Genomic DNA, 19,470 nt, shown 5'->3' with positions numbered 1-19,470 from the left:
CATTCACGGAAAGGGCCCCCACCACCCGGTGGGGGCCCTTCCTGCATTCTCGGGATCCGCCGTGACGGAATGGCGCACGATCAGCGCCGGCGGATCTCCTTCGTCGTCGCCCCGACGTTGTCGGCGAGCCAGGCGTTGAGTGCGGTGAGGTCCCGCCAGGCGGTGCGGACGCGCTCGAGCGCGTCGGGCCCGTGCAGCCAGTCCGCGTACTCGAACAGCCGCCCGGCGTGCAGGGATCGGTGCCGCAGCAGGTCGGCGCGGCCGTCGTCGACGTCGTAGCCCTTCGGCACCCGGGTGAGCCGGTCGCCGGACACGTCCCACCCGCCGGCCGCGAGGCGATCCACCTCCGCGCGCAGCCGCGGACCCTGCACGTCGTCGGCGACCGCGCGGCGGTAGCGCTCCACCTGGTCGGACTCCAGGCGCCAGGCGCCGCCGGCCACCCGCAACCCCTCCGCGGAGATCTCCACGTACCAGGCGCCCGCTCCGCGCCCCTCCGGCACCGCGACGGCACCCTGGTGGGTCTTGTACGGGGTCTTGTCGTGGCTGAAGCGCACGTCCCGGTACGGGCGGAAGAGTTTGGCCGGCCCGAACTCCGGGGCGAGGGCGTCCACCAGGGCCTGCACGGGAGCGCGTACGCACGAGTCGTAGACGGCCTTCGACCGGGTCCAGTACGTCTTGGAGTTGTCGGCCTCCAGGCCCTCGTAGAAGACGAGCCCCTCGTCGTGGAACCCGGTGAACGTCATGCCCCGCCTCCCAGCAGCGTGTGCCAGCGGACCTCGCGCAGGGGATCCGCCCCCGTGTCGAGCGTGCGGACCCAGCCGTCGCGGTCCCAGCCGGCCGACTCGAGGAACCTCGCCGTGACGGTGTCGAGCTCGGCCAGCCAGGCGACCAGCCGCGCCGCACCGGCCGCCGTGGCCCGGTCGGCGACCGCGGCGAGCAGGCGGCTGCCGTGACCCCGGCGGCCCCACCGCGGCTCCACCAGGACCAGGACGAGCTCGGTGACCGGCCCGTCGTCCTGCGGCTCCGCGGGCGCCACCGCGGCGAAGCCGACCACCTGGTCGCCGTCGAGCGCCACCAGCACCTCGTGCCGCGCCGAGGGCGGGTCGGTGACCGCCGCCGCCCAGGACGCCGCGACGGCCGCGCCGTCCCAGGACTCGAGCACCGCGCCGGGCACCGCGCCGATGGGTGCCGACCGCCAGGCCAGCTCCTGGACGCGGGCGACGTCGGCGGCGTCGGAGGGGAGCGCCGGGCGCACCGACACCTCCGCCGAGCCGGTCAGGCGCGGGAAGACGGGACGGGGCTCCACGCGGGCAGCCTAGGTCGGCACCGGGACGCGGACCGTCACACGGGCGGGGCAGGATCCCCTCCGTGCCCGCACCGACCGCCGAACGGCTCCCCGCCGCGCTCGCCCGGCGCATCGCGCTGGCCGCCCAGGGCTTCGCCGAGCCGCGCCCGGCGGGGATCGTCGACAGCCGGCAGCTGCGGCGCACCACCGAGCGGCTGGGCGTCGTCCAGATCGACTCGGTGAACGTCGTCTCCCGCTCGCACTACCTGCCCTACTTCAGCCGGCTCGGCGGCTACCGGCGGCCGGTGCTCGACGACTTCATCGGCCGGCGGCACGAGGTGTTCGAGTTCTGGGCGCACGAGGCCTCCTACCTGCCGGTGCGGCTGCACCCCCACCTGCGCTGGCGCATGGCGGCCGCCGAGGAGCAGGCCTGGGGCTCGATGGTGCGCATCCAGCGCGAGCGGCCCGGCTACGTCGCCGAGGTGCTCGACCGGGTGCGGGAGAGCGGCCCGCTCAAGGCCAGCGACCTCGCCGAGCAGCGTCCAGACCGGCCCGGGCAGATGTGGAACTGGCACGCGGGCAAGGTCGCGCTCGAGTGGCTCTTCTACACCGGGGCGCTCACCGCCCGGGCCCGCACGACGTCGTTCGAGCGGGTCTACGACCTCACCGAGCGGGTGCTGCCCGCCGCCGTCGTGCAGGCGCCCACGCCCGAGCCCGCCGACGCCGTCCGGGAGCTCGTCCGCACCGCCGCGCGCGCCCTCGGCGTGGCCACCGAACGCGACCTGCGCGACTACTTCCGGCTCCGGCCGGCCCAGGCGCAGCAGGCGATCGCCGAGTTGGAGGAGGCCGGGGAGCTGGCGCCGGTCGAGGTCGCCGGCTGGGGCGTCCCCGCCTGGCTCGACCCCGCCGCCCGCCGGCCCCGGTGGATCCGCGCGCGGGCGCTGCTGTCGCCGTTCGACTCGCTCGTCTGGGAGCGGCCGCGGGTCGAGCGCATCTTCGGCTTCCGCTACCGCCTGGAGATCTACACGCCGGCCGCCCAGCGGGTGCACGGCTACTACGTGCTGCCCTTCCTGCTCGGCGACCGCCTCGTCGCCCGCGCCGACCTCAAGGCCGACCGGCAGGCCGGCGTCCTGCGGGTGCAGGCGGTGCACGCCGAGGAGGGCGTCGACCGCGCGGAGGTGGCGGACGCCCTCGCGGCCGAGCTGCGTCTCGCGGCGTCGTGGCTCGAGCTCGACGACGTCGCGGTCGCCGGGCGCGGGGACCTCGCGGCCGACCTCACCTCCGTGCTGCCCGCCCGGCGCACCGTCGTCGCCTAGGCTGGCCCGCCGTGGGGAGCAGCAGCATCGGAGTCGACACCCAGTACGAGGACCTGCTGCGGCGGATCCTGGAGACCGGGACGCCGAAGTCCGACCGCACCGGCACCGGCACCGTGAGCACCTTCGGGGAGCGGCTGCGCTACGACCTGTCGACGTCGTTCCCGCTCGTCACGACGAAGAAGGTGCACTGGCGGTCGGTCGCCGTCGAGCTGCTGTGGTTCCTGCGCGGCGACGGCAACGTGCGCTGGCTGCAGGACAACGGCGTCAGCATCTGGGACGAGTGGGCCGACGCGGACGGCGAGCTCGGGCCGGTCTACGGCGTCCAGTGGCGCTCGTGGCCCACGCCCGACGGCGGCACGGTCGACCAGATCCAGGGCGTCCTCGACACGTTGCAGGAGGATCCCGACTCCCGCCGCATGGTGGTCTCCGCCTGGAACGTGGCCGCGCTGCCGGAGATGGCGCTGGCCCCGTGCCACGCTCTGTTCCAGTTCGCCGTCCACGACGGCCGGCTGTCCTGCCAGCTCTACCAGCGCAGCGCCGACATGTTCCTCGGCGTCCCGTTCAACATCGCCAGCTACGCGCTGCTGACCCGCATGGTCGCCGCGCAGGTCGGGCTGGAGCCGGGCGACTTCATCTGGGTCGGCGGCGACTGCCACGTGTACAGCAACCACGTCGAGCAGGTCCGTGAGCAGCTGTCCCGCGAGGTGCGGCCGTTCCCGACGCTGGAGATCGCGCCCGCGCCGTCGCTGTTCGACCACCGCTTCGAGGACCTCGTCCTGCACGGGTACGACCCGCACCCGGCCATCCGCGCCGCCGTCGCGGTCTGAGGTGCCGGTCTCGCTGATCTGGGCGCAGGCGCGCGACCGGGTCATCGGCGCCGACGGGCGGCTGCCCTGGCACCTGCCCGAGGACCTGCGGCTGTTCAAGCGGCTGACCACCGGCTCCACCGTCGTCATGGGCCGGCGCACCTGGGAGTCGCTGCCCGAGCGCAACCGGCCGCTGCCGGGGCGGCGCAACGTCGTCCTCACCCGCGACCCGGCCTGGGCCGCCGACGGCGCCGAGCGGGCCGGCTCGCCGGAGGAGGTGCTCGCCGCCGCCCCCGACTGCTGGGTGATCGGCGGCGCGGAGGTCTACGCGGCGTTCCTGCCGCACGCCGCCCGGCTGGTGGTCACCGACGTCGACCTCGCCGTCGACGGCGACACCCGTGCCCCGGCGCTCGGCGGGGAGTGGCGGCGGGTCGCCCGGACGCCGGAGGACGGCTGGGCCACCTCGTCGTCGGGCCTGCGGTACGCGGTCGGCGAGTACGAGCGGGCGCCCGCTGCCGGGACGGTCGCCGTTCCCGGCGGTCGGTAGATTCGACCGCATGACCACCGACCCCGCCCGGCCCTTCGGGCGCGTCCTCACGGCGATGGTCACCCCGTTCGCCGAGGACGGCTCGATCGACCTCGCCGGGGCCCAGGAGCTGGCCGCGCACCTCGTCGACCGGGGCGCCCACGACGGCCTGGTCGTCCTCGGGACGACGGGGGAGGCGCCGACGGTCAGCGACGCCGAGAGCCGCGCCGTCCTCGAGGCCGTCCTCGACGCGGTGGGCGACCGCGCCGTCGTCGTCGCCGGGGTGGGCACCAACGACACCGCGCACAGCATCGACCGGGCGCGCGACGCCGAGCGGCTGGGCGCGCACGGGCTGCTGGTCGTGACGCCGTACTACAACAAGCCGCCCCAGGCCGGGCTGCTGCGGCACTTCACCTCGGTCGCCGACTCCACCGACCTGCCGGTGATGCTCTACGACATCCCGCCGCGCTCGGTGGTCCCCATCGAGGTCGAGACGCTGGTCCGCGCCGCCGAGCACCCGCGGATCGTCGCGGTGAAGGACGCCAAGGCCGACCTCGGCGCCGTCGCCTGGACCCTCGCCCGCACCGACCTCGCCTACTACTCCGGCGAGGACATGCTCAACCTGCCGCTGCTGGCCCTCGGCGCCGTCGGCGTGGTCAGCGTCGTCGGGCACCTCGTCGGCCCGCGCCTGGCCGAGCTCATCGCCGCCGTCGAGGCCGGTGACCTCGTCAAGGCGCGCGAGGTCAACGAGGCCCTCCTGCCGGTCTACACCGGCATCTTCCGCACCCAGGGCGTCATCATGGTGAAGGCCGCGCTGCGCGAGCTCGGGTTGCCCGCGGGCCCCGTGCGCCCGCCGATGGTCGACGCCACGCCCGAGCAGATCGCGCAGCTGCGCGCCGACCTCGCCTCCGGAGGCGTCCCCCTGTGACCGTCAGCTCGGCCGGACAGGCCACCCAGCCGCACCTCGACCTGAAGGCCCCGCCGCCGCTGCCCGCCGGCGGCCTGCGCGTCATCGCCCTCGGCGGGCTGGGCGAGATCGGCCGCAACATGGCGGTGCTGGAGTTCGACGGCAAGCTGCTGGTCATCGACTGCGGCGTGCTGTTCCCCGAGGCCGAGCAGCCCGGCGTCGACCTGATCCTCCCCGACTTCGGCGTCATCGAGCACCGCCTCGACGACGTCGAGGCCGTCGTGCTCACCCACGGGCACGAGGACCACATCGGCGCCATCCCCTACCTGCTGCGGCTGCGCGGCGACATCCCGCTGGTCGGCTCGCGGTTCACCCTGGCGCTGGTCGCGGCGAAGCTGCGCGAGCACCGGCTGGAGCCGACGCTGGTCGAGGTGGCCGCCGGCGACGACCACGTCGCCGGGCCGTTCCACTGCGAGTTCGTCTCGGTCAACCACTCGATCCCCGACGCGCTCGCCGTCGCCGTGCACACGCCCGCCGGCGTCCTGGTGCACACCGGCGACTTCAAGATGGACCAGCTGCCCCTCGACGGCGTGCTCACCGACCTCGGGGCGTTCGCCCGGCTCGGGCTCGAGGGCATCGACCTGCTGCTGGCCGACTCCACCAACGCCGAGGTGCCGGGCTTCGTCGTCCCCGAGCGCAACATCGGCCCGGTGCTGGAGGACGTCTTCCGCCGCGCCACCCAGCGGCTGATCGTGTCCAGCTTCGCCAGCCACGTGCACCGCATCCAGCAGGTGCTCGACGCGGCCCACGCGCACGGGCGCAAGTGCGCGTTCGTCGGGCGCTCGATGGTCCGCAACATGGGCGTCGCCCGCGACCTCGGCCTGCTGCGCGTCGCGCCGGGGCTCATGGTCAGCCTCGACGAGGCCACGAGCATGCCGCCGGAGCAGGTGGTGCTGGTGAGCACCGGGTCGCAGGGCGAGCCGCTGTCGGCGCTGGGCCGCATGGCCCGCGGCGAGCACTCGCAGGTCACCATCGAGGCCGGCGACACGATCGTGCTGGCGTCGTCGCTCGTGCCCGGCAACGAGACCGCCGTCTACAAGGTGATCAACGGCCTCGCGCGGCTCGGCGCCACCGTCGTGCACAAGGAGACGGCGATGGTGCACGTCTCCGGACACGCCCCGGCCGGCGAGCTGCGCACGCTGCTCAACGTGGCCAAGCCCCGCTACCTCATGCCGGTGCACGGCGAGTGGCGGCACCTGCGGGCGCACGCGGCGCTGGCCGAGCAGACCGGCATGCCGGCCGACCGGGTGCTGCTCGCCGAGGACGGCGTGGTGGTCGACCTCGTCGACGGCAAGGCCTCCATCACCGGGTCGGTGCCGGTGGGCAACGTCTACGTCGACGGGCTCAACGTCGGCGACGTCGGCGAGGAGTCGCTGCAGGAGCGGCGCATCCTCGGCGACGAGGGCTTCGTCGCGCTCACCGTCGTCGTCGAGCCCTCCACCGGCACCATCGTGCGGCCGGTGCACCTGTCCACCCGCGGCTTCTCCGACGACCCGAAGGCATTCGACGAGGTGCTGCGCCTGGTCGAGGACAACCTCACGCGCGAGCTCTCCGACGGCCAGCGCGACGCCCACCGGCTCTCGCAGGTCATCCGCCGCACCGTGGGCAAGTGGGTGAGCGACCGGTACCGGCGCCGGCCGATGATCATCCCGACCGTCCTCGAGGTCTGACGCCGGCGGCCGGGGCTGAACGCCCCGGCCGCCGCGGCCGTACCCCTCCGTGTGCGGCGCCCGGTCCGCGGGCGCCGCGATCTCGGAGGGGACTGCCATGCGACCCACGACCCTGCGCGCCGGCACCGCCGCCGGCGCGTCGGCGTTCGCCCTGCTGCTGCTCACCGCCACCCCGGCCGTGGCCGGGCCCGGCGGCCCGGGCGGCCACCAGAGCGGCACCGCCGTCACGACCACCGCGGACGGCGGCCCCGGGTCGCTGCGCGCCGCGGTGCAGGCCGCGAACGCCGCCGGATCCGGGACGATCGTGCTCAGCGCGCGCACCTACCGGCTGGCGCTCGCCGGCGCCGACGACGTCGCGGCCACCGGCGACCTCGACGTCACCGGGCACCTGGTGGTCGAGGGGCGTGGCGCCACCGTCGACGCCGCCCGCCTGGACCGCGTGTTCGACGTCAAGCCCGGCGCCTCGCTGACCCTGCGCCAGGTCACCGTCACCGGCGGCGCCGTCTCGGGCACGCCCAGCGCCACGGGCGGCGCGTCCGGCGGCGGGGTGCTGAACGCCGGCACCCTCGTCGTCGACCGGAGCACCGTCACCGGCAACACCGCCACCCGCGCGGGCGGCGGCATCGAGGCCACCGCCGGGTCGACCACCACGGTCACCCGCTCCACGCTGTCGCACAACGCCACCGGCGCGGCGCCCGGCAACGGCGGGGGCCTGCACCTCACCGGCACCGGCACCGTGTCCGTCGACCGCAGCACCGTCACCGGCAACACCGCCGCGGCGGAGGGCGGCGGGCTCTGGAACTCGGCCACCGGCACGATGACCGTCAGCCGCACCGTGGTCAGCGGCAACACCGCGAGCGGCGCCGCGGCCGACAACGGCGGCGGCGGCCTGTTCAACGACGGCGGCTCGCTCACCGTCGACCGCAGCGAGGTGCACGACAACGCCGCGACCGGCGCCGCGGGCTCCGGCGGCGGGCTGTTCACCAACGGCGGCTCGCTCACCGTCACCCGCACCGTCGTCGACGGCAACGACGCCCGGCGCGCCGGCGGCGGCATCGAGGCCCTCGCCGGGACGACGCGGGTGGAGCGCAGCCGGCTCACCGGCAACACCACCGGCCCGATGCCCGGCAACGGCGGCGGCCTGCACCTGACCGGCGCGGGCACCGTGGAGGTCGACCGCAGCACCGTCACCGGCAACACCGCCGCGAACGAGGGCGGCGGGCTGTGGAACTCCGAGCCGGGGGTCATGACCGTGACCCGGTCGACCGTCAGCGGCAACAGCGCCCCGGTCGGCCCCGACGTGTTCCAGGACGGCGCCGGGGACGGGTTCACCGTCGACGGCGCGACGGTGCCCGGCGAGGTCTGACCGCGCCACGGGCAGAGGGGGGGGCGCCGACCACGGGGCGGCGCCCCCCTCGTCCGCGGTCAGAACTCCGAGCGCACCACCACCGCGCCCGACGCGTCCACGACCTCGAAGGCGACCGCGTCGTCGCGCAGCACCGAGGAGTTGAGGTTGCAGCGCAGCTCCGCCGCGCCGATCCCGACGAACTCGCCGGCCGGCACCTCGCGGCCGTCATCGTCGGTGACCGCCACCCGGAAGACCTCGCCGTCGGCGAAGCCGGTGCCGGTCAGCTTCACCTCCACGCCCCACATGTGCGGCACCAGGTCCGCGGTGGCCCGCACCCCCGGCTCCACGGCCTGCACCGCCACCGGCTCCAGCGGCGGCGGGTCGGGCACCGGCCGCACCAGCCACCCGACGACGCCGCCGGCCGCGGCCACGCCGGCCACCGCCGCGGCGGAGAGCGCGCGGCGGCGCACGGCCGCGCGGCGCATCGGCACGACCTGCCGCCGCCGCTCCTCGGCGATCCGCGTGAGCACGCGGGCGCCGAGGTCGGGCGGGGAGGCCGGCGTCTCGTCGAGCGCCCGGGGGTCGACGGCGGCCAGCCGCGCGGCGAGCGGCGCGATGTCGGCGAGCTCCGCCCGGCAGTCGGCGCACCCGTCGAGGTGGGCGCGCACCCGGTCGCGCTCGGCGCCGGTCAGGTGCCCGAGCGCGTAGGCGCCGAGCTGCTCGCGCAGCTCCCGGTGCTCGTCCCCGTGTGCGCCGGTCACGGCTCGACCCCCATCTCGTCGAGGGCCAGGCGCAGCGCCTTGAGCCCGTAGAACACCCGGCTGCGGACGGTGCCCACCGGCACCCCGAGCTCGGCGGCCACCTCGCCGTACGGCCGGCCGCGCAGGTGGGTCTGCACGATCGCCGTCCGGTGCTCGGGGCTGATCCGGCGCAGCGCCTCCTCCACCACCCACGCGTCGACCAGGCCCTCGTCGGCGGCCGCGGCCGGGGGCGTGTCGGCGCCGGCGTCGTCGGTCAGCTGCCGCTGCCAGGGGCGGACGGCGAACCGCCGCGCCTCGTCGACCACCACGTTGCGCGCGATCGCGAACAGCCACGTGCGCAGGCTGGCCAGCTGCGGGTCGAAGGAGTCCGACGCGCGCCAGGCCCGCAGGAACACCTCCTGGACGACGTCCTGCGCCGCGCCGCCGTCGCCGAGCTGGCGCAGCGCGAACCGGTAGAGCTCCGGCCCGTGGGCGGCGTAGGCCGCCTGCACGTCCAGGGGCTCCGCCGCCGCCCGTGTGTGCCGTCCCATCCGCGACCTCCCGGCGCGCCGACTGCGTCGGGGAGGCGTACGGCCGCCGGGCCCCGTCGGTTCAGCGCCCGCTCACCGGACGACGGTCACCGGCTCGATGTCCTCCCCGGCCGGCAGGTCGAAGCCCCACACCTGCGCGTAGAAGGACAGCTCGCCGTCCAGGGCGGCGCGGATGTTCCCCGCCTGGCGGAAGCCGTGCTGCTCGCCCTCGAACAGGAGGTACACGTGCGGCACGCGCCTCGCGCGCAGCGCCGCGACCATGACCTCGGCCTGCTCCGGCGGCACCACGGCGTCCTCCGCGCCCTGGAACACCGCCAGCGGGGTGTCGAGGGCGTCGACGTGGCTGACGGGGGAGCGCTCGGCGTAGACGGCGGCGCCGGCCGGCCACGGCGCCACCAGCCCGTCGAGGTAGCGGGACTCGAACTTGTGCGTGTCGGCCGCGAGCGCCGCGAGGTCGGCGACGCCGAAGTGGCTCGCGCCGGCGGTGAACGTGCCCGGGCGCAGGGTGAGCGCGGCCAGCGTCGTGTAGCCGCCGGCCGACCCGCCGCGGATCGCCATGCGGGCCGGGTCCACCCGCCCGGCGTCGGCGAGGTACCGGGCGCAGGCGGCGACGTCGTCGAGGTCGAGCACGCCCCAGCGGCCCTGCAGCGCGTCGCGGTAGCGGCGGCCGTGGCCGGTGGAGCCGCGGTAGTCGACGTGCGCGACGCAGAACCCGCGCGAGGTGAAGTACTGGATCTCCGGGTTCAGCGTCCGGTCGTGGGCCGACGTCGGCCCGCCGTGCACCATCACCACCAGCGGCGGCAGCTCGCCGGCCGGAGGGGTCACGTCCGGGTTCGTGGGCGGGTACACGTGCGCGTGCGCCTCGCCGATGCCGGTGCCGCGGTCCTCGGTCGGGAAGACGACGTGCTCGGGCACCGACAGCCACGACCGGTCCAGGCCGAGGTCGCGGGCCGGCCGCAGCACCGCGGTGCTCCCGTCGAGGCCCGCGCGCAGCGCCACCGGCTCGCTCGTGGGGCCGCCGGCCGAGCAGACGACGCCGTCGCCGTCGGGCGTCAGGTACCGCAGCACCGGCCAGCCCGGCAGCGGCACCTCCGCGACCGACCCGTCCGGCTCCCGCACGACCAGCGCCTCGTCGTCGGCGAGCACCACCCGGCCGCCCGGCAGGACGGCGAACGAGCGCGAGCCGAACAGCCACTGCGGGCCGGCGAGGTCGCGGCCCAGGTCGAGCGCGACCTCCGCCTCCGCACCCGGCTCCCGGCGCCACAGCGCCCAGACGCCGGTCCGGTCGCAGGCGAACCACAGCGTGCCGGCGTCGTCCCAGGTCGGCTGCACCACCGACTCCCCGGGGCCGCCGGCCACGACGGTCTCCGCGCCGGAAGCGTCGCGGACCACCAGCTGCGCGGCGTCCCACGGCATGTGCGGGTGGTCCCACTGCAGCCACGCCAGCTGCCCGTCCGGGCCGGGCCGGGGGTCGGAGACGAAGTCGGGCCCGCTCACCAGCACCTCCGCGCCGCCGTCGGGGAGCACCCGCACGACCTCGTTGACGACGTCGGCGGCCGCGCCGCCCGCGGTGTGCGTCTCCCGGACGGCGAGCAGCGCGCCGTCGCCGGTGGGCGTCAGGTCGGCGTACCGGACGCCGGCCGGCAGCTCCGGCTCCGGGGTGACGGCGACCGGGCCGTCCGCGCCCGGGTCGAGCCGGTACAGCCGCTGGTCGGCGAAGTGCGTGAACCAGAGGGTGCCGCCGGCGACCGCCCACGCCGCGCCGCCGTACTCGTGCACCCGGGTGCGCGCGTTCCACGGCGCGGGCAGCGCGTCGGTGACCGCGCCGCCGGCCGACCGGCGCACCAGCGCCGACCGCCCGCCCTCGCCGGGGCGGGACTCCGACCACCAGACGTCGTCCCCGTCCACGGCGACCTCACCGAGCCGGGCGGCGGCGCGGACGACGAGCGCCGAGGTGACCGGGGTGGGCCAGCTGCCGTACGGGACGGCCGGGGGAGGGGACACCGGTGGGGTCATGGGGGCGACCGTAGGCGGGGGACACGACTCCTCGCCTGCCTGGGAGAGGCCAGGACGGCGGCTACCGTTCGACGCATGCCTGCCCGCACCACGCCCTCGCGCCGGCCGGCCGGGTCGGCCCCGAAGGGCCGGTCCGGGTCGACGGCCTCGGGGAAGCGTCCGGCGCCGCGCACGCCCGCGCGCAACGGCAACCGCAAGCCCCCGGCCCGCAAGCCCGCCCCCGCGAAGGGCCCCGGCGCCGCCGGGGCCGCCTGGCGCGCCGCCTCCGGCGCCTGGGGGCTGGTCGCCCGCGGCGCCGGCAGCCTGGCCCGCTCGATCGCCCGCCCGGAGGAGGCCGAGCCGCTCGCGCCGGAGCACCGCCGCGACGGCGCCGGCCTCGCCGTCCTCGGCCTGGCCGTCGTCCTCGGCGCCGCCGCCTGGTTCGACGGGATCGGCCCGGTCGGCGCGGGGATGGCCGACGCCACCCGCTGGGTGGTCGGCTCGCTGGTCCTGCTGCTGCCCGCCGTCCTCTTCCTCGCCGCGCTGCGGCTGCTGCGCCGCGCCCCCCGGCCCGAGGCGCGCGGCCGGCTGGCCATCGGCTGGGTGTGCGCCACCGTCGCGGTGCTCGGCATCGCCTCCGTCGTCGGCACGCCCGCCGACCCGGTGGCCGGCGAGCCCGGCACCGGCGGCCTCGTCGGCTGGGCGGTCGGCACGCCGCTGACCGCGGGCGTCGGCGCCGTCGTCGCCGTCGTGCTGCTGTCCCTGCTCGCCGTCTTCGCGGTGCTCGTGCTCACCGCCACCCCGCTGCACCAGGTGCCCGAGCGGCTACGTGGCTTCGTCGACCGGGTCACCGGCCGCGGCGACGAGGAGTGGGACGAGTACGAGGACGAGGACGCCTACGAGGAGGACGAGGAGCCCGCGCCGCCGCGCCGCGGCCGCCGCGCCCGGGCCGCGCTCGACGAGATGCTCGCCGACGAGGCGGCCGACACCCACCCGACCGGCCCGATCGACCACGTGCCGACCGCCGACGTCCGCGAGGCCGTCCGGCACGAGCCGGCCCCCGAGCCCCCGGCCGCGTCCGCCGCGCCCCGGCCGGCCGTCGTCGACCGCACCGCCCCGCCGGAGGACCTGCCGCCGGCCGAGGAGCCGCAGCAGCTGGTGATCCAGCCCGTCGAGGGCGACTACGTGCTGCCCTCGCTCAGCACGCTGCGCCCCGGCACGCCGCCGCGCGCCCGCTCGTCGGCCAACGACGCCGCGATCGAGGCCATCACGCGGGTGCTCGAGCAGTTCAACGTCGACGCCGCCGTCACGAGCTTCACCCGCGGCCCGACGGTGACCCGCTACGAGATCGAGCTGGGCCCCGCGGTCAAGGTCGAGAAGATCACCGCGCTGACGAAGAACCTCGCCTACGCGGTGGCCAACGACAACATCCGGATCCTCGCGCCGATCCCCGGCAAGTCCGCCGTCGGCGTCGAGGTGCCCAACACCGACCGCGAGACGGTCAGCCTCGGCGACGTCATGCGCTCGCAGGCGGCCAAGCAGGACCCGCACCCGATGCTGGTCGGCCTCGGCAAGGACATCGAGGGCGGCTTCGTCTGCGCGAACCTCGCGAAGATGCCGCACCTGCTGGTGGCCGGTGCCACCGGCGCCGGCAAGTCGTCCTGCATCAACTCGCTGCTGACCTCGCTGCTGCTGCGGGCCACGCCCGACCAGCTGCGGATGATCCTGGTCGACCCGAAGATGGTCGAGCTGACGCCCTACGACGGCATCCCGCACCTGATCACGCCGATCATCACCGACCCCAAGAAGGCCGCCACCGCGCTGGCCTGGCTGGTCGAGGAGATGGAGCAGCGCTACCAGGACATGCGCGCCACCGGCGTCCGCCACATCGACGACTTCAACCGCAAGGTCGAGCGCGGCGAGATCGTGGCCCCGCCCGGCAGCGAGCGGGTCTACCGGCCCTACCCCTACATCCTCGCGATCGTCGACGAGCTCGCCGACCTGATGATGGTCGCCCCGCGCGACGTCGAGGAGTCGATCGTCCGGATCACCCAGAAGGCGCGTGCGGCCGGCATCCACCTGGTGCTCGCCACGCAGCGGCCCTCGGTCGACGTCGTCACGGGCCTCATCAAGGCCAACGTGCCCTCGCGGCTGGCGTTCTCGACCTCCAGCCTCACCGACAGCCGGGTCATCCTCGACCAGCCGGGCGCGGAGAAGCTGATCGGCATGGGCGACGCCCTCTTCCTGCCGATCGGCGCCGGCAAGCCGATCCGTGTCCAGGGCGCCTACGTGTCCGACGCCGAGATCGAGGCGGTCGTCGAGTTCACCAAGCGCCAGGCGGAGCCGGAGTACCGCGAGGAGGTCTTCAGCGCCGCGCAGGGCGAGAAGAAGGAGATCGACGAGGACATCGGCGGGGACCTGGACCTGCTGTGCCAGGCCGTCGAGCTCGTCGTCACCAGCCAGTTCGGCTCGACGTCGATGCTGCAGCGCAAGCTCCGCGTCGGGTTCGCCAAGGCCGGCCGGCTCATGGACCTCATGGAGACCCGGGGCGTCGTCGGCCCCTCCGAGGGCTCCAAGGCCCGCGACGTGCTCATCAAGCCCGACGAGCTGGAGTCGGTGCTGTTCACGCTCCGTGGCGGCACCCTCCCCGGCGGCGAGGACTGAGCCCCCGAGCGGGGAGCGTCACCCCGTCGCGGCCGGGAACGGTCGCGGGCAGCACCTACGATGGTCGGGTGAGCGCTCCGACCGGCCCTGCCCGCACCGTGGCGGTGGTGACCCTCGGGTGCGCCCGCAACGAGGTGGACTCCGAGGAGCTGGCCGGCCGGCTGGCCGGCGGCGGCTACCGCCTGGTCGACGACGCCGAGGGCGCCGACGCGGTGCTCGTGAACACCTGCGGCTTCATCGAGTCGGCGAAGAAGGACTCGGTCGACGCGATCCTCGCGGCCACCGACTCCGGAGCCCGCGTCGTCGCCGTGGGCTGCATGGCCGAGCGGTACGGCTCCGAGCTGGCCGGCGCGCTGCCCGAGGCCACCGTCCTCGGCTTCGACGACTACGCCGCGATCGGCGACCGGCTCGACGACGTCCTCGCCGACCGCCCGCTGGTGCCGCACACGCCCCGCGACCGCCGCACCCTGCTGCCGATCAGCCCGGTCGAGCGCACCGCCGCGGTGGCCGCCCCGGAGGCGCCCGCCATCCCCGGTCACGGCTGGGTGCAGCGCCGCCGGCTGGCGTCCGGCCCCACGGCCGCGCTCAAGCTCGCCTCCGGCTGCGACCGCCGCTGCGCCTTCTGCGCGATCCCCACCTTCCGCGGGTCGTTCGTGTCCCGCCCGCCGGCCGACGTGCTCACCGAGGCGCGCTGGCTGGCCGGCCAGGGCGTCACCGAGCTGGTGCTGGTCAGCGAGAACTCCACCTCCTACGGCAAGGACCTCGGCGACCTGCGCTCGCTGGAGCGCCTGCTGCCGCAGCTGGCCGCCGTCGAGGGCATCGCCCGGGTGCGGGTGGCCTACCTGCAGCCCGCGGAGCTGCGGCCGGGTCTGCTCGAGGTCATCGCCACCACCGAGGGCGTCGCGCCGTACTTCGACCTGTCCTTCCAGCACTCCTCGCCGGGGCTGCTGCGCCGGATGCGCCGCTTCGGCGGCACCGACGACTTCCTGGCCCTCGTCGAGCGGGCCCGCGCGCTGGCGCCGGAGGCCGGGTTCCGCACCAACGTCATCCTCGGCTTCCCGGGGGAGACCGAGGACGACGTCGCCGAGCTCGAGCGGTTCCTCACCGGCGCGCGCCTGGACGCCGTCGGGGTCTTCGGCTACTCCGACGAGGAGGGCACCGAGGCCATGGGCCTGCCGGGCAAGCTCGACCAGGCGGAGATCGACGCGCGCGTGCGGCGGATCACCGACCTCGTCGAGGAGCTCACCGCCCAGCGCGCCGAGGACCGGGTCGGCACCCGCGTCGAGGTGCTGCTCACGGAGGACCTCGCGGCGGAGGAGGGGCCCGGGGTGTGGGCCGGCCACGCCGCCCACCAGGACCCCGACGCCGACGGCACCACCACGGTCACCGGCGTGCCCGACGGCGCCCGCCCCGGGCAGCTGCTCACCGCCGAGGTCGTCGACACCGACGGCATCGACCTCGTGGCGGCCGCACTGGTCCCGGCCGCCCGGTGAGAGCCCGGTGAGCGCCGTCGCCCCCGACCCGGCGGCGACCCCGCCGTCGTCGGCCCGCCTGCTCAACGTGCCCAACGCGCTCACCGTGCTGCGGCTGGCCGTGGTGCCGGTGTTCGCCGTGCTCCTGCTGTCCGACGGCGGCATGGACGACGACCGCCGCGTCTGGGCCACGGTGTTCTTCGCGCTGGCGATCATCACCGACCGCTACGACGGGCTCATCGCGCGGCGCACCGGGCAGGTCACCGAGTTCGGCAAGCTGGCCGACCCGATCGCCGACAAGGCGCTCACCGGCACCGCGCTCATCGGGCTGTCGGTGCTCGCCCTGCTGCCCTGGTGGGTGACGCTGGCGATCCTCGTCCGCGAGGTCGGCGTGACGCTGCTGCGCTTCTGGGTGATCCGGCACGGTGTGATCGCGGCCAGCCGCGGTGGCAAGGCCAAGACCGTCGTCCAGGCGCTGGCGATCGGCCTGTACATCCTGCCGCTGACCGGGCTGCTGGCCACCGCCCGCTGGTGGGTCATGGCCGTGGCGCTGGTGCTCACGCTGCTCACCGGCCTGGACTACGTGTACCGGGCGCTGACGCTGCGCCGGACGAGCGCCCGGGCGATGCGCGCCGCGGCCGCCCGCCGCGCGGCCGGGCCCACCGGCTCGCGCACCGACACCGCCGCCTGAGTCGCGCCGGGGGAACGCCCGGGCGGGCGCAGCTGTTACGCCATGAGCGGACGCGGCCCCGCCGGCCCGGGAACCGTCGGGAGCTCCGCGTACCGTGGGCGCACGGCACCCCCGGGTGCCGCCGCTCTTCCCTCAGCCAGACAGGAGACGGCCATGACGCTGCTGCGCACGGAGCTCGGGCGGACCCTGCGCGGGCACCGGCTGCGCCAGCGGCGGACGCTGCGCGACGTCTCCGGTGCCGCCCGGGTGAGCCTGGGCTACCTCTCGGAGGTCGAGCGGGGGCAGAAGGAGGCGTCCTCCGAGCTGCTCGCCTCGATCTGCGACGCCCTCGACGTCGAGCTCGCCGACCTCCTCGCCGAGGTCAGCACCGAGCTGCGCGGCCCCGCCGTCCGCGTCCGCCCGCTGCCCGCCGGTGTCGCCGCCGGGGTCCCGGCCGACGACGACGCCGCGGCCGCCGTGGCGACCGAGGACGCGCCCGCCACCGAGACGCTCGTCCCCGCCGGTGCCGAGCCGGCGCTCGCCCTGGTGGGCGCCACCAGCCGCGCCGCGCACCGCGCCGGCGCCGCCGTCTCGCTGGCCGCCTAGTCCCCCGACGTCCCCGACGACCCGCCCGGTGCCCCGCGGGGCGCCGGGCGGTCGCGCGCCGGTCGTGGCAGGCTGGGACGACGGTCTCCCCGCCGCGGGCGACCGGTTGCTGCAGGCCACCAGCGGAGGTCGCCGTGCGGTACCTGTTCCGCCCTCCGGGCACCGACGGTGCCCGTCTGCTCACCCTGCCCTGGCACCTGCCGCTCGAGGAGTGGCCGCCGGAGCTGCTGCTGGAGGTGCCGCAGCGCGGCATCTCGCGGCACGTCGTCCGCTTCGTCGCCGAGCAGGGCCGCGTGTTCGCGCTCAAGGAGATCTCCGAGCACCTCGCCCGGCACGAGTACGCGCTGCTCGGCGAGTTCGAGGAGGAGGGCCTCCCGGCGGTCTCGGTGCTCGGCGTCTGCATCGACCGGCCGCACGGGCAGGACGCGATCCTGGTGACCCGGTACCTCGAGTACTCGATGTCCTACCGGTACCTGTTCTCGCGGCCCAGCGCGCGGCAGTCGGTGGACCAGCTGATGGACACCCTCGTGGTGCTGCTGGTCCGGCTGCACCTGGCCGGCGTCTTCTGGGGTGACTGCTCGCTGTCGAACACGCTCTTCCGGCTCGACGCCGGCGCCCTGGCCGCGCACCTGGTCGACGCCGAGACCGCCGAGCGGCACCCCCAGCTCTCCCGCGGCCAGCGGCACTACGACCTCGACCTCGCGCGCGAGCGGGTGGGCGCCGAGCTGCTGGACCTGCAGTTCGGCGGCCTGCTGCCCGACGGCGTCGACCCGATCGAGGTGGCCGACAGCCTGCAGGGCCGCTACGCGTCGCTGTGGGACGAGGTCACCCACGAGGAGGTCTTCCGCACCGACGAGCAGCGCTACCGCGTCGCCGAGCGGCTGCAGCGGCTCAACGACCTCGGCTTCGACGTCGGCGAGATCGAGCTGGTCACCGACGACGAGGGCGCGCGCCTGCGGGTGGAGACCCGGGTGTCGGCGCCCGGGCAGCACCGCCGCGAGCTGATGCGGCTGACCGGCCTGGAGGTGCAGGAGAACCAGGCCCGGCGGCTGCTCAACGACCTGCGCTCCTTCCGCGCCTACCTCGAGCAGAAGGAGGGCCGGCCGGTGTCGGAGCCGGTGGCCGGCGCCCGCTGGCTCGCCGAGGTCTACCAGCCGGTCATCGAGTCGATCCCCGCCGAGCTCGCCGGCCGGCTGGCCCCGGCGGAGGTCTTCCACGAGGTGCTCGAGCACCGCTGGTTCCTGTCGGAGAAGGCCGGCCGCGACGTCGGCACGACCGCGGCCGCGCGCTCCTACCTCCGCAACGTGCTGCCCTCGACGCCCGAGGAGCTCACCACGCCGTCGGTGATCGCCACCCGTCCCTGAGCGGGACACGGGGGCGCTGGTCACGAGGCGGACACGCCCGGGTTGCGCCCCGTTGTGGGCTGGGCCACGGTACGGGAGCGCGGTGATCGTCGGTGCTCGCCGAAACGGAGGCGATGAGTCTTGTCCATCGCAACAGGTCGGATCCCGGGGGCCGGAGGCAGCGGTAGTCCGCATCGCCGACGGCGACCGCGGCGCGCGATCGGCGGCGCGGCCGCCGCTCTCGTCGTCGCCTCGACGCTCGCCGCGTGCGGCGGAGGCGGCGACAGCGGTGCCACCCCGGTCCTCAACTGGTACATCAACCCCGACTCGGGGGGTCAGCAGACCATCGCCGACCGGTGCTCGGAGGAGTCCGGCGGCGCCTACCGGATCGCGGTGTCGATCCTGCCCCGCGAGTCCTCGGCCCAGCGCGAGCAGCTCGTGCGGCGCCTCGCGGCCAACGACTCCTCGATCGACATCATCAGCCTGGACCCGCCCTACATCCCGGAGTTCGCGCAGGCCGGGTTCCTCGCCCCGGTGCCGGAGGACCTCGCCGGCCGGGTCACCGAGGGCGTCGTCCAGAGCTCCATCGAGGGCGCGACGTGGGACGACGAGCTCGTCACCGTCCCCTTCTGGGCCAACACCCAGCTGCTCTGGTACCGCAAGTCCGTGGCCGAGGCCGCGGGCCTCGACATGAGCGGGCCGGTCACCTGGGAGCAGATCGTCCAGGCCGCCCAGGACACCGGGACGATCGTGAGCGCCCAGGGCCGGCGGGCCGAGTCGCTCACGGTGTGGTTCAACGCCCTCATCGAGTCCGCGGGCGGCTCGGTCATCGCCGAGAACTCGACCGACCCCGACCAGATCCAGCTCGGCCTGACCGACGAGCCGGGCCGGCGGGCCGCGGAGGTCATGCATACGGTCGCCACCTCTGGCGTCGTGGGCCCGGCCTTCTCGACCTCGAGCGAGGACACCAGCGCCACGCAGTTCGAGTCCGAGGACGCGGGCTTCATGGTCAACTGGCCGTTCGTCTGGTCCCGGGCGCTGAGCGCCGTGGAGGCCGGCACACTCGACGCCTCGGTCCCCGACGACTACGGCTGGGCGCTGTACCCGGCCGTCGACGAGGGCACCCCGAGCGCCCCGCCGTACGGCGGGATCAACCTCGGTGTCGGCGCCTTCAGCGACAACGTCGACCTGGCGTACGAGGCGACCGAGTGCATCGTCTCGGACGAGAACCAGGCCGAGTACATGATCACCAACGGCAACCCGGCGTCGTCGCAGGCCGTCTACGACGACCCCGAGGTGCAGGAGGCCTTCCCGATGGCCGACACGATCCGCGAGTCGCTGGAGCAGGCGGCCCCGCGCCCGCAGACCCCGTACTACAGCGAGGTCTCCGGCGGTCTCCAGCGTGAGTACCACCCGCCGTCCTCGGTGGACCCGGACTCCACTCCCGAGCGGGCCGAGGAACTCATCAGCGCCGTCCTCCGAGGGGAGCAGCTGCTGTGACGCAGACGACC

The 19,470-nt window shown here is 75.5% G+C and carries 17 protein-coding genes; 12 read left to right on the top strand and 5 right to left on the bottom strand.

Going from position 1 to position 19,470, the window contains the following annotated elements:
- Window positions 1–80: 80 nt before the first annotated feature.
- On the bottom strand, window positions 81–743 hold the full coding sequence (locus tag WA616_RS16455) for a DUF2461 domain-containing protein (RefSeq protein ID WP_336031478.1): 663 nt from the start codon (window positions 741–743) through the stop codon (window positions 81–83).
- The gene (locus tag WA616_RS16450) at window positions 740–1,306 is read right to left on the bottom strand and encodes a GNAT family N-acetyltransferase (RefSeq protein ID WP_336031476.1); all 567 of its coding nucleotides are present in this window, start codon (window positions 1,304–1,306) and stop codon (window positions 740–742) included. The genes WA616_RS16455 and WA616_RS16450 overlap by 4 nt, the downstream gene beginning before the upstream one ends.
- Window positions 1,307–1,368: 62 nt before the next feature.
- Between WA616_RS16450 and WA616_RS16445 the strand changes: the two genes are divergently transcribed.
- From WA616_RS16445 to WA616_RS16420, 6 genes are all read left to right on the top strand, one after another.
- Window positions 1,369–2,601 (top strand): winged helix-turn-helix domain-containing protein, encoded by a 1,233-nt coding sequence (locus WA616_RS16445; RefSeq protein ID WP_336031474.1) that lies wholly within the window; start codon window positions 1,369–1,371, stop codon window positions 2,599–2,601.
- An 11-nt stretch (window positions 2,602–2,612) separates the two neighbouring features.
- The gene (locus WA616_RS16440; RefSeq protein ID WP_336031471.1) at window positions 2,613–3,428 is read left to right on the top strand and encodes a thymidylate synthase; all 816 of its coding nucleotides are present in this window, start codon (window positions 2,613–2,615) and stop codon (window positions 3,426–3,428) included.
- Window position 3,429: 1 nt separating this feature from the next.
- On the top strand, window positions 3,430–3,954 hold the full coding sequence (locus tag WA616_RS16435; protein ID WP_336031469.1) for a dihydrofolate reductase: 525 nt from the start codon (window positions 3,430–3,432) through the stop codon (window positions 3,952–3,954).
- Window positions 3,955–3,964: 10 nt separating this feature from the next.
- Window positions 3,965–4,861, top strand: coding sequence for a 4-hydroxy-tetrahydrodipicolinate synthase (dapA, locus tag WA616_RS16430; RefSeq protein ID WP_073420618.1), 897 nt, complete (start codon window positions 3,965–3,967; stop codon window positions 4,859–4,861).
- On the top strand, window positions 4,858–6,570 hold the full coding sequence (locus WA616_RS16425; protein ID WP_336031466.1) for a ribonuclease J: 1,713 nt from the start codon (window positions 4,858–4,860) through the stop codon (window positions 6,568–6,570). The genes dapA and WA616_RS16425 overlap by 4 nt, the downstream gene beginning before the upstream one ends.
- A 97-nt stretch (window positions 6,571–6,667) precedes the next feature.
- Entirely contained in the window at window positions 6,668–7,936 is a 1,269-nt protein-coding gene (locus WA616_RS16420) for a right-handed parallel beta-helix repeat-containing protein (protein ID WP_336031464.1), read from the top strand.
- 59 nt (window positions 7,937–7,995) lie between these two features.
- Here WA616_RS16420 and WA616_RS16415 read toward each other — a convergent pair whose 3' ends face one another.
- The 3 genes from WA616_RS16415 to WA616_RS16405 form a co-directional block, all read right to left on the bottom strand.
- A complete protein-coding gene (locus WA616_RS16415) occupies window positions 7,996–8,679 on the bottom strand; it encodes an anti-sigma factor family protein (protein WP_336031462.1) in 684 nt (227 codons plus the stop codon).
- A complete protein-coding gene (locus WA616_RS16410; RefSeq protein ID WP_073420614.1) occupies window positions 8,676–9,209 on the bottom strand; it encodes a sigma-70 family RNA polymerase sigma factor in 534 nt (177 codons plus the stop codon). The genes WA616_RS16415 and WA616_RS16410 overlap by 4 nt, the downstream gene beginning before the upstream one ends.
- Before the next feature lie 72 nt (window positions 9,210–9,281).
- Window positions 9,282–11,225 carry a S9 family peptidase gene (locus tag WA616_RS16405; RefSeq protein WP_336031459.1) on the bottom strand — a complete coding sequence of 648 codons (1,944 nt, stop codon included), beginning with the start codon at window positions 11,223–11,225 and terminating at the stop codon, window positions 9,282–9,284.
- 75 nt (window positions 11,226–11,300) lie between these two features.
- Between WA616_RS16405 and WA616_RS16400 the strand changes: the two genes are divergently transcribed.
- The 6 genes from WA616_RS16400 to WA616_RS16375 all read left to right on the top strand — a co-directional run bounded on the left by WA616_RS16400 (window position 11,301) and on the right by WA616_RS16375 (window position 19,459).
- A complete protein-coding gene (locus WA616_RS16400) occupies window positions 11,301–13,868 on the top strand; it encodes a DNA translocase FtsK (protein WP_336031458.1) in 2,568 nt (855 codons plus the stop codon).
- A 68-nt stretch (window positions 13,869–13,936) separates the two neighbouring features.
- On the top strand, window positions 13,937–15,361 hold the full coding sequence (gene rimO, locus WA616_RS16395; RefSeq protein ID WP_336031456.1) for a 30S ribosomal protein S12 methylthiotransferase RimO: 1,425 nt from the start codon (window positions 13,937–13,939) through the stop codon (window positions 15,359–15,361).
- A gap of 7 nt (window positions 15,362–15,368) precedes the next feature.
- Window positions 15,369–16,031, top strand: coding sequence for a CDP-diacylglycerol--glycerol-3-phosphate 3-phosphatidyltransferase (gene pgsA, locus WA616_RS16390; RefSeq protein ID WP_336031454.1), 663 nt, complete (start codon window positions 15,369–15,371; stop codon window positions 16,029–16,031).
- A gap of 153 nt (window positions 16,032–16,184) precedes the next feature.
- Window positions 16,185–16,616, top strand: coding sequence for a helix-turn-helix domain-containing protein (locus WA616_RS16385; RefSeq protein WP_336031452.1), 432 nt, complete (start codon window positions 16,185–16,187; stop codon window positions 16,614–16,616).
- 134 nt (window positions 16,617–16,750) lie between these two features.
- The gene (locus WA616_RS16380) at window positions 16,751–17,980 is read left to right on the top strand and encodes a DUF4032 domain-containing protein (RefSeq protein ID WP_336031450.1); all 1,230 of its coding nucleotides are present in this window, start codon (window positions 16,751–16,753) and stop codon (window positions 17,978–17,980) included.
- A gap of 120 nt (window positions 17,981–18,100) precedes the next feature.
- Window positions 18,101–19,459 carry an extracellular solute-binding protein gene (locus WA616_RS16375; RefSeq protein ID WP_442902006.1) on the top strand — a complete coding sequence of 453 codons (1,359 nt, stop codon included), beginning with the start codon at window positions 18,101–18,103 and terminating at the stop codon, window positions 19,457–19,459.
- Window positions 19,460–19,470 lie beyond the last annotated feature (11 nt).

The organism is Geodermatophilus sp. FMUSA9-8 (assembly GCF_037034165.1).
Lineage (GTDB): Bacteria > Actinomycetota > Actinomycetes > Mycobacteriales > Geodermatophilaceae > Geodermatophilus > Geodermatophilus nigrescens.
The sequence above is the reverse complement of the archived record's forward strand: the minus strand, read 5'-3'. Positions and strand labels throughout refer to the sequence as shown.

Coding starts and splice junctions, on each gene's coding strand:
- WA616_RS16455 (WP_336031478.1), bottom strand. CDS start 743: ATGACGTTCACCGGGTTCCACGACGAGGGGCTCGTCTTCTACGAGGGC.
- WA616_RS16400 (WP_336031458.1), top strand. CDS start 11,301: ATGCCTGCCCGCACCACGCCCTCGCGCCGGCCGGCCGGGTCGGCCCCG.
- WA616_RS16405 (WP_336031459.1), bottom strand. CDS start 11,225: ATGACCCCACCGGTGTCCCCTCCCCCGGCCGTCCCGTACGGCAGCTGG.
- WA616_RS16410 (WP_073420614.1), bottom strand. CDS start 9,209: ATGGGACGGCACACACGGGCGGCGGCGGAGCCCCTGGACGTGCAGGCG.
- WA616_RS16385 (WP_336031452.1), top strand. CDS start 16,185: ATGACGCTGCTGCGCACGGAGCTCGGGCGGACCCTGCGCGGGCACCGG.
- WA616_RS16420 (WP_336031464.1), top strand. CDS start 6,668: ATGCGACCCACGACCCTGCGCGCCGGCACCGCCGCCGGCGCGTCGGCG.
- dapA (WP_073420618.1), top strand. CDS start 3,965: ATGACCACCGACCCCGCCCGGCCCTTCGGGCGCGTCCTCACGGCGATG.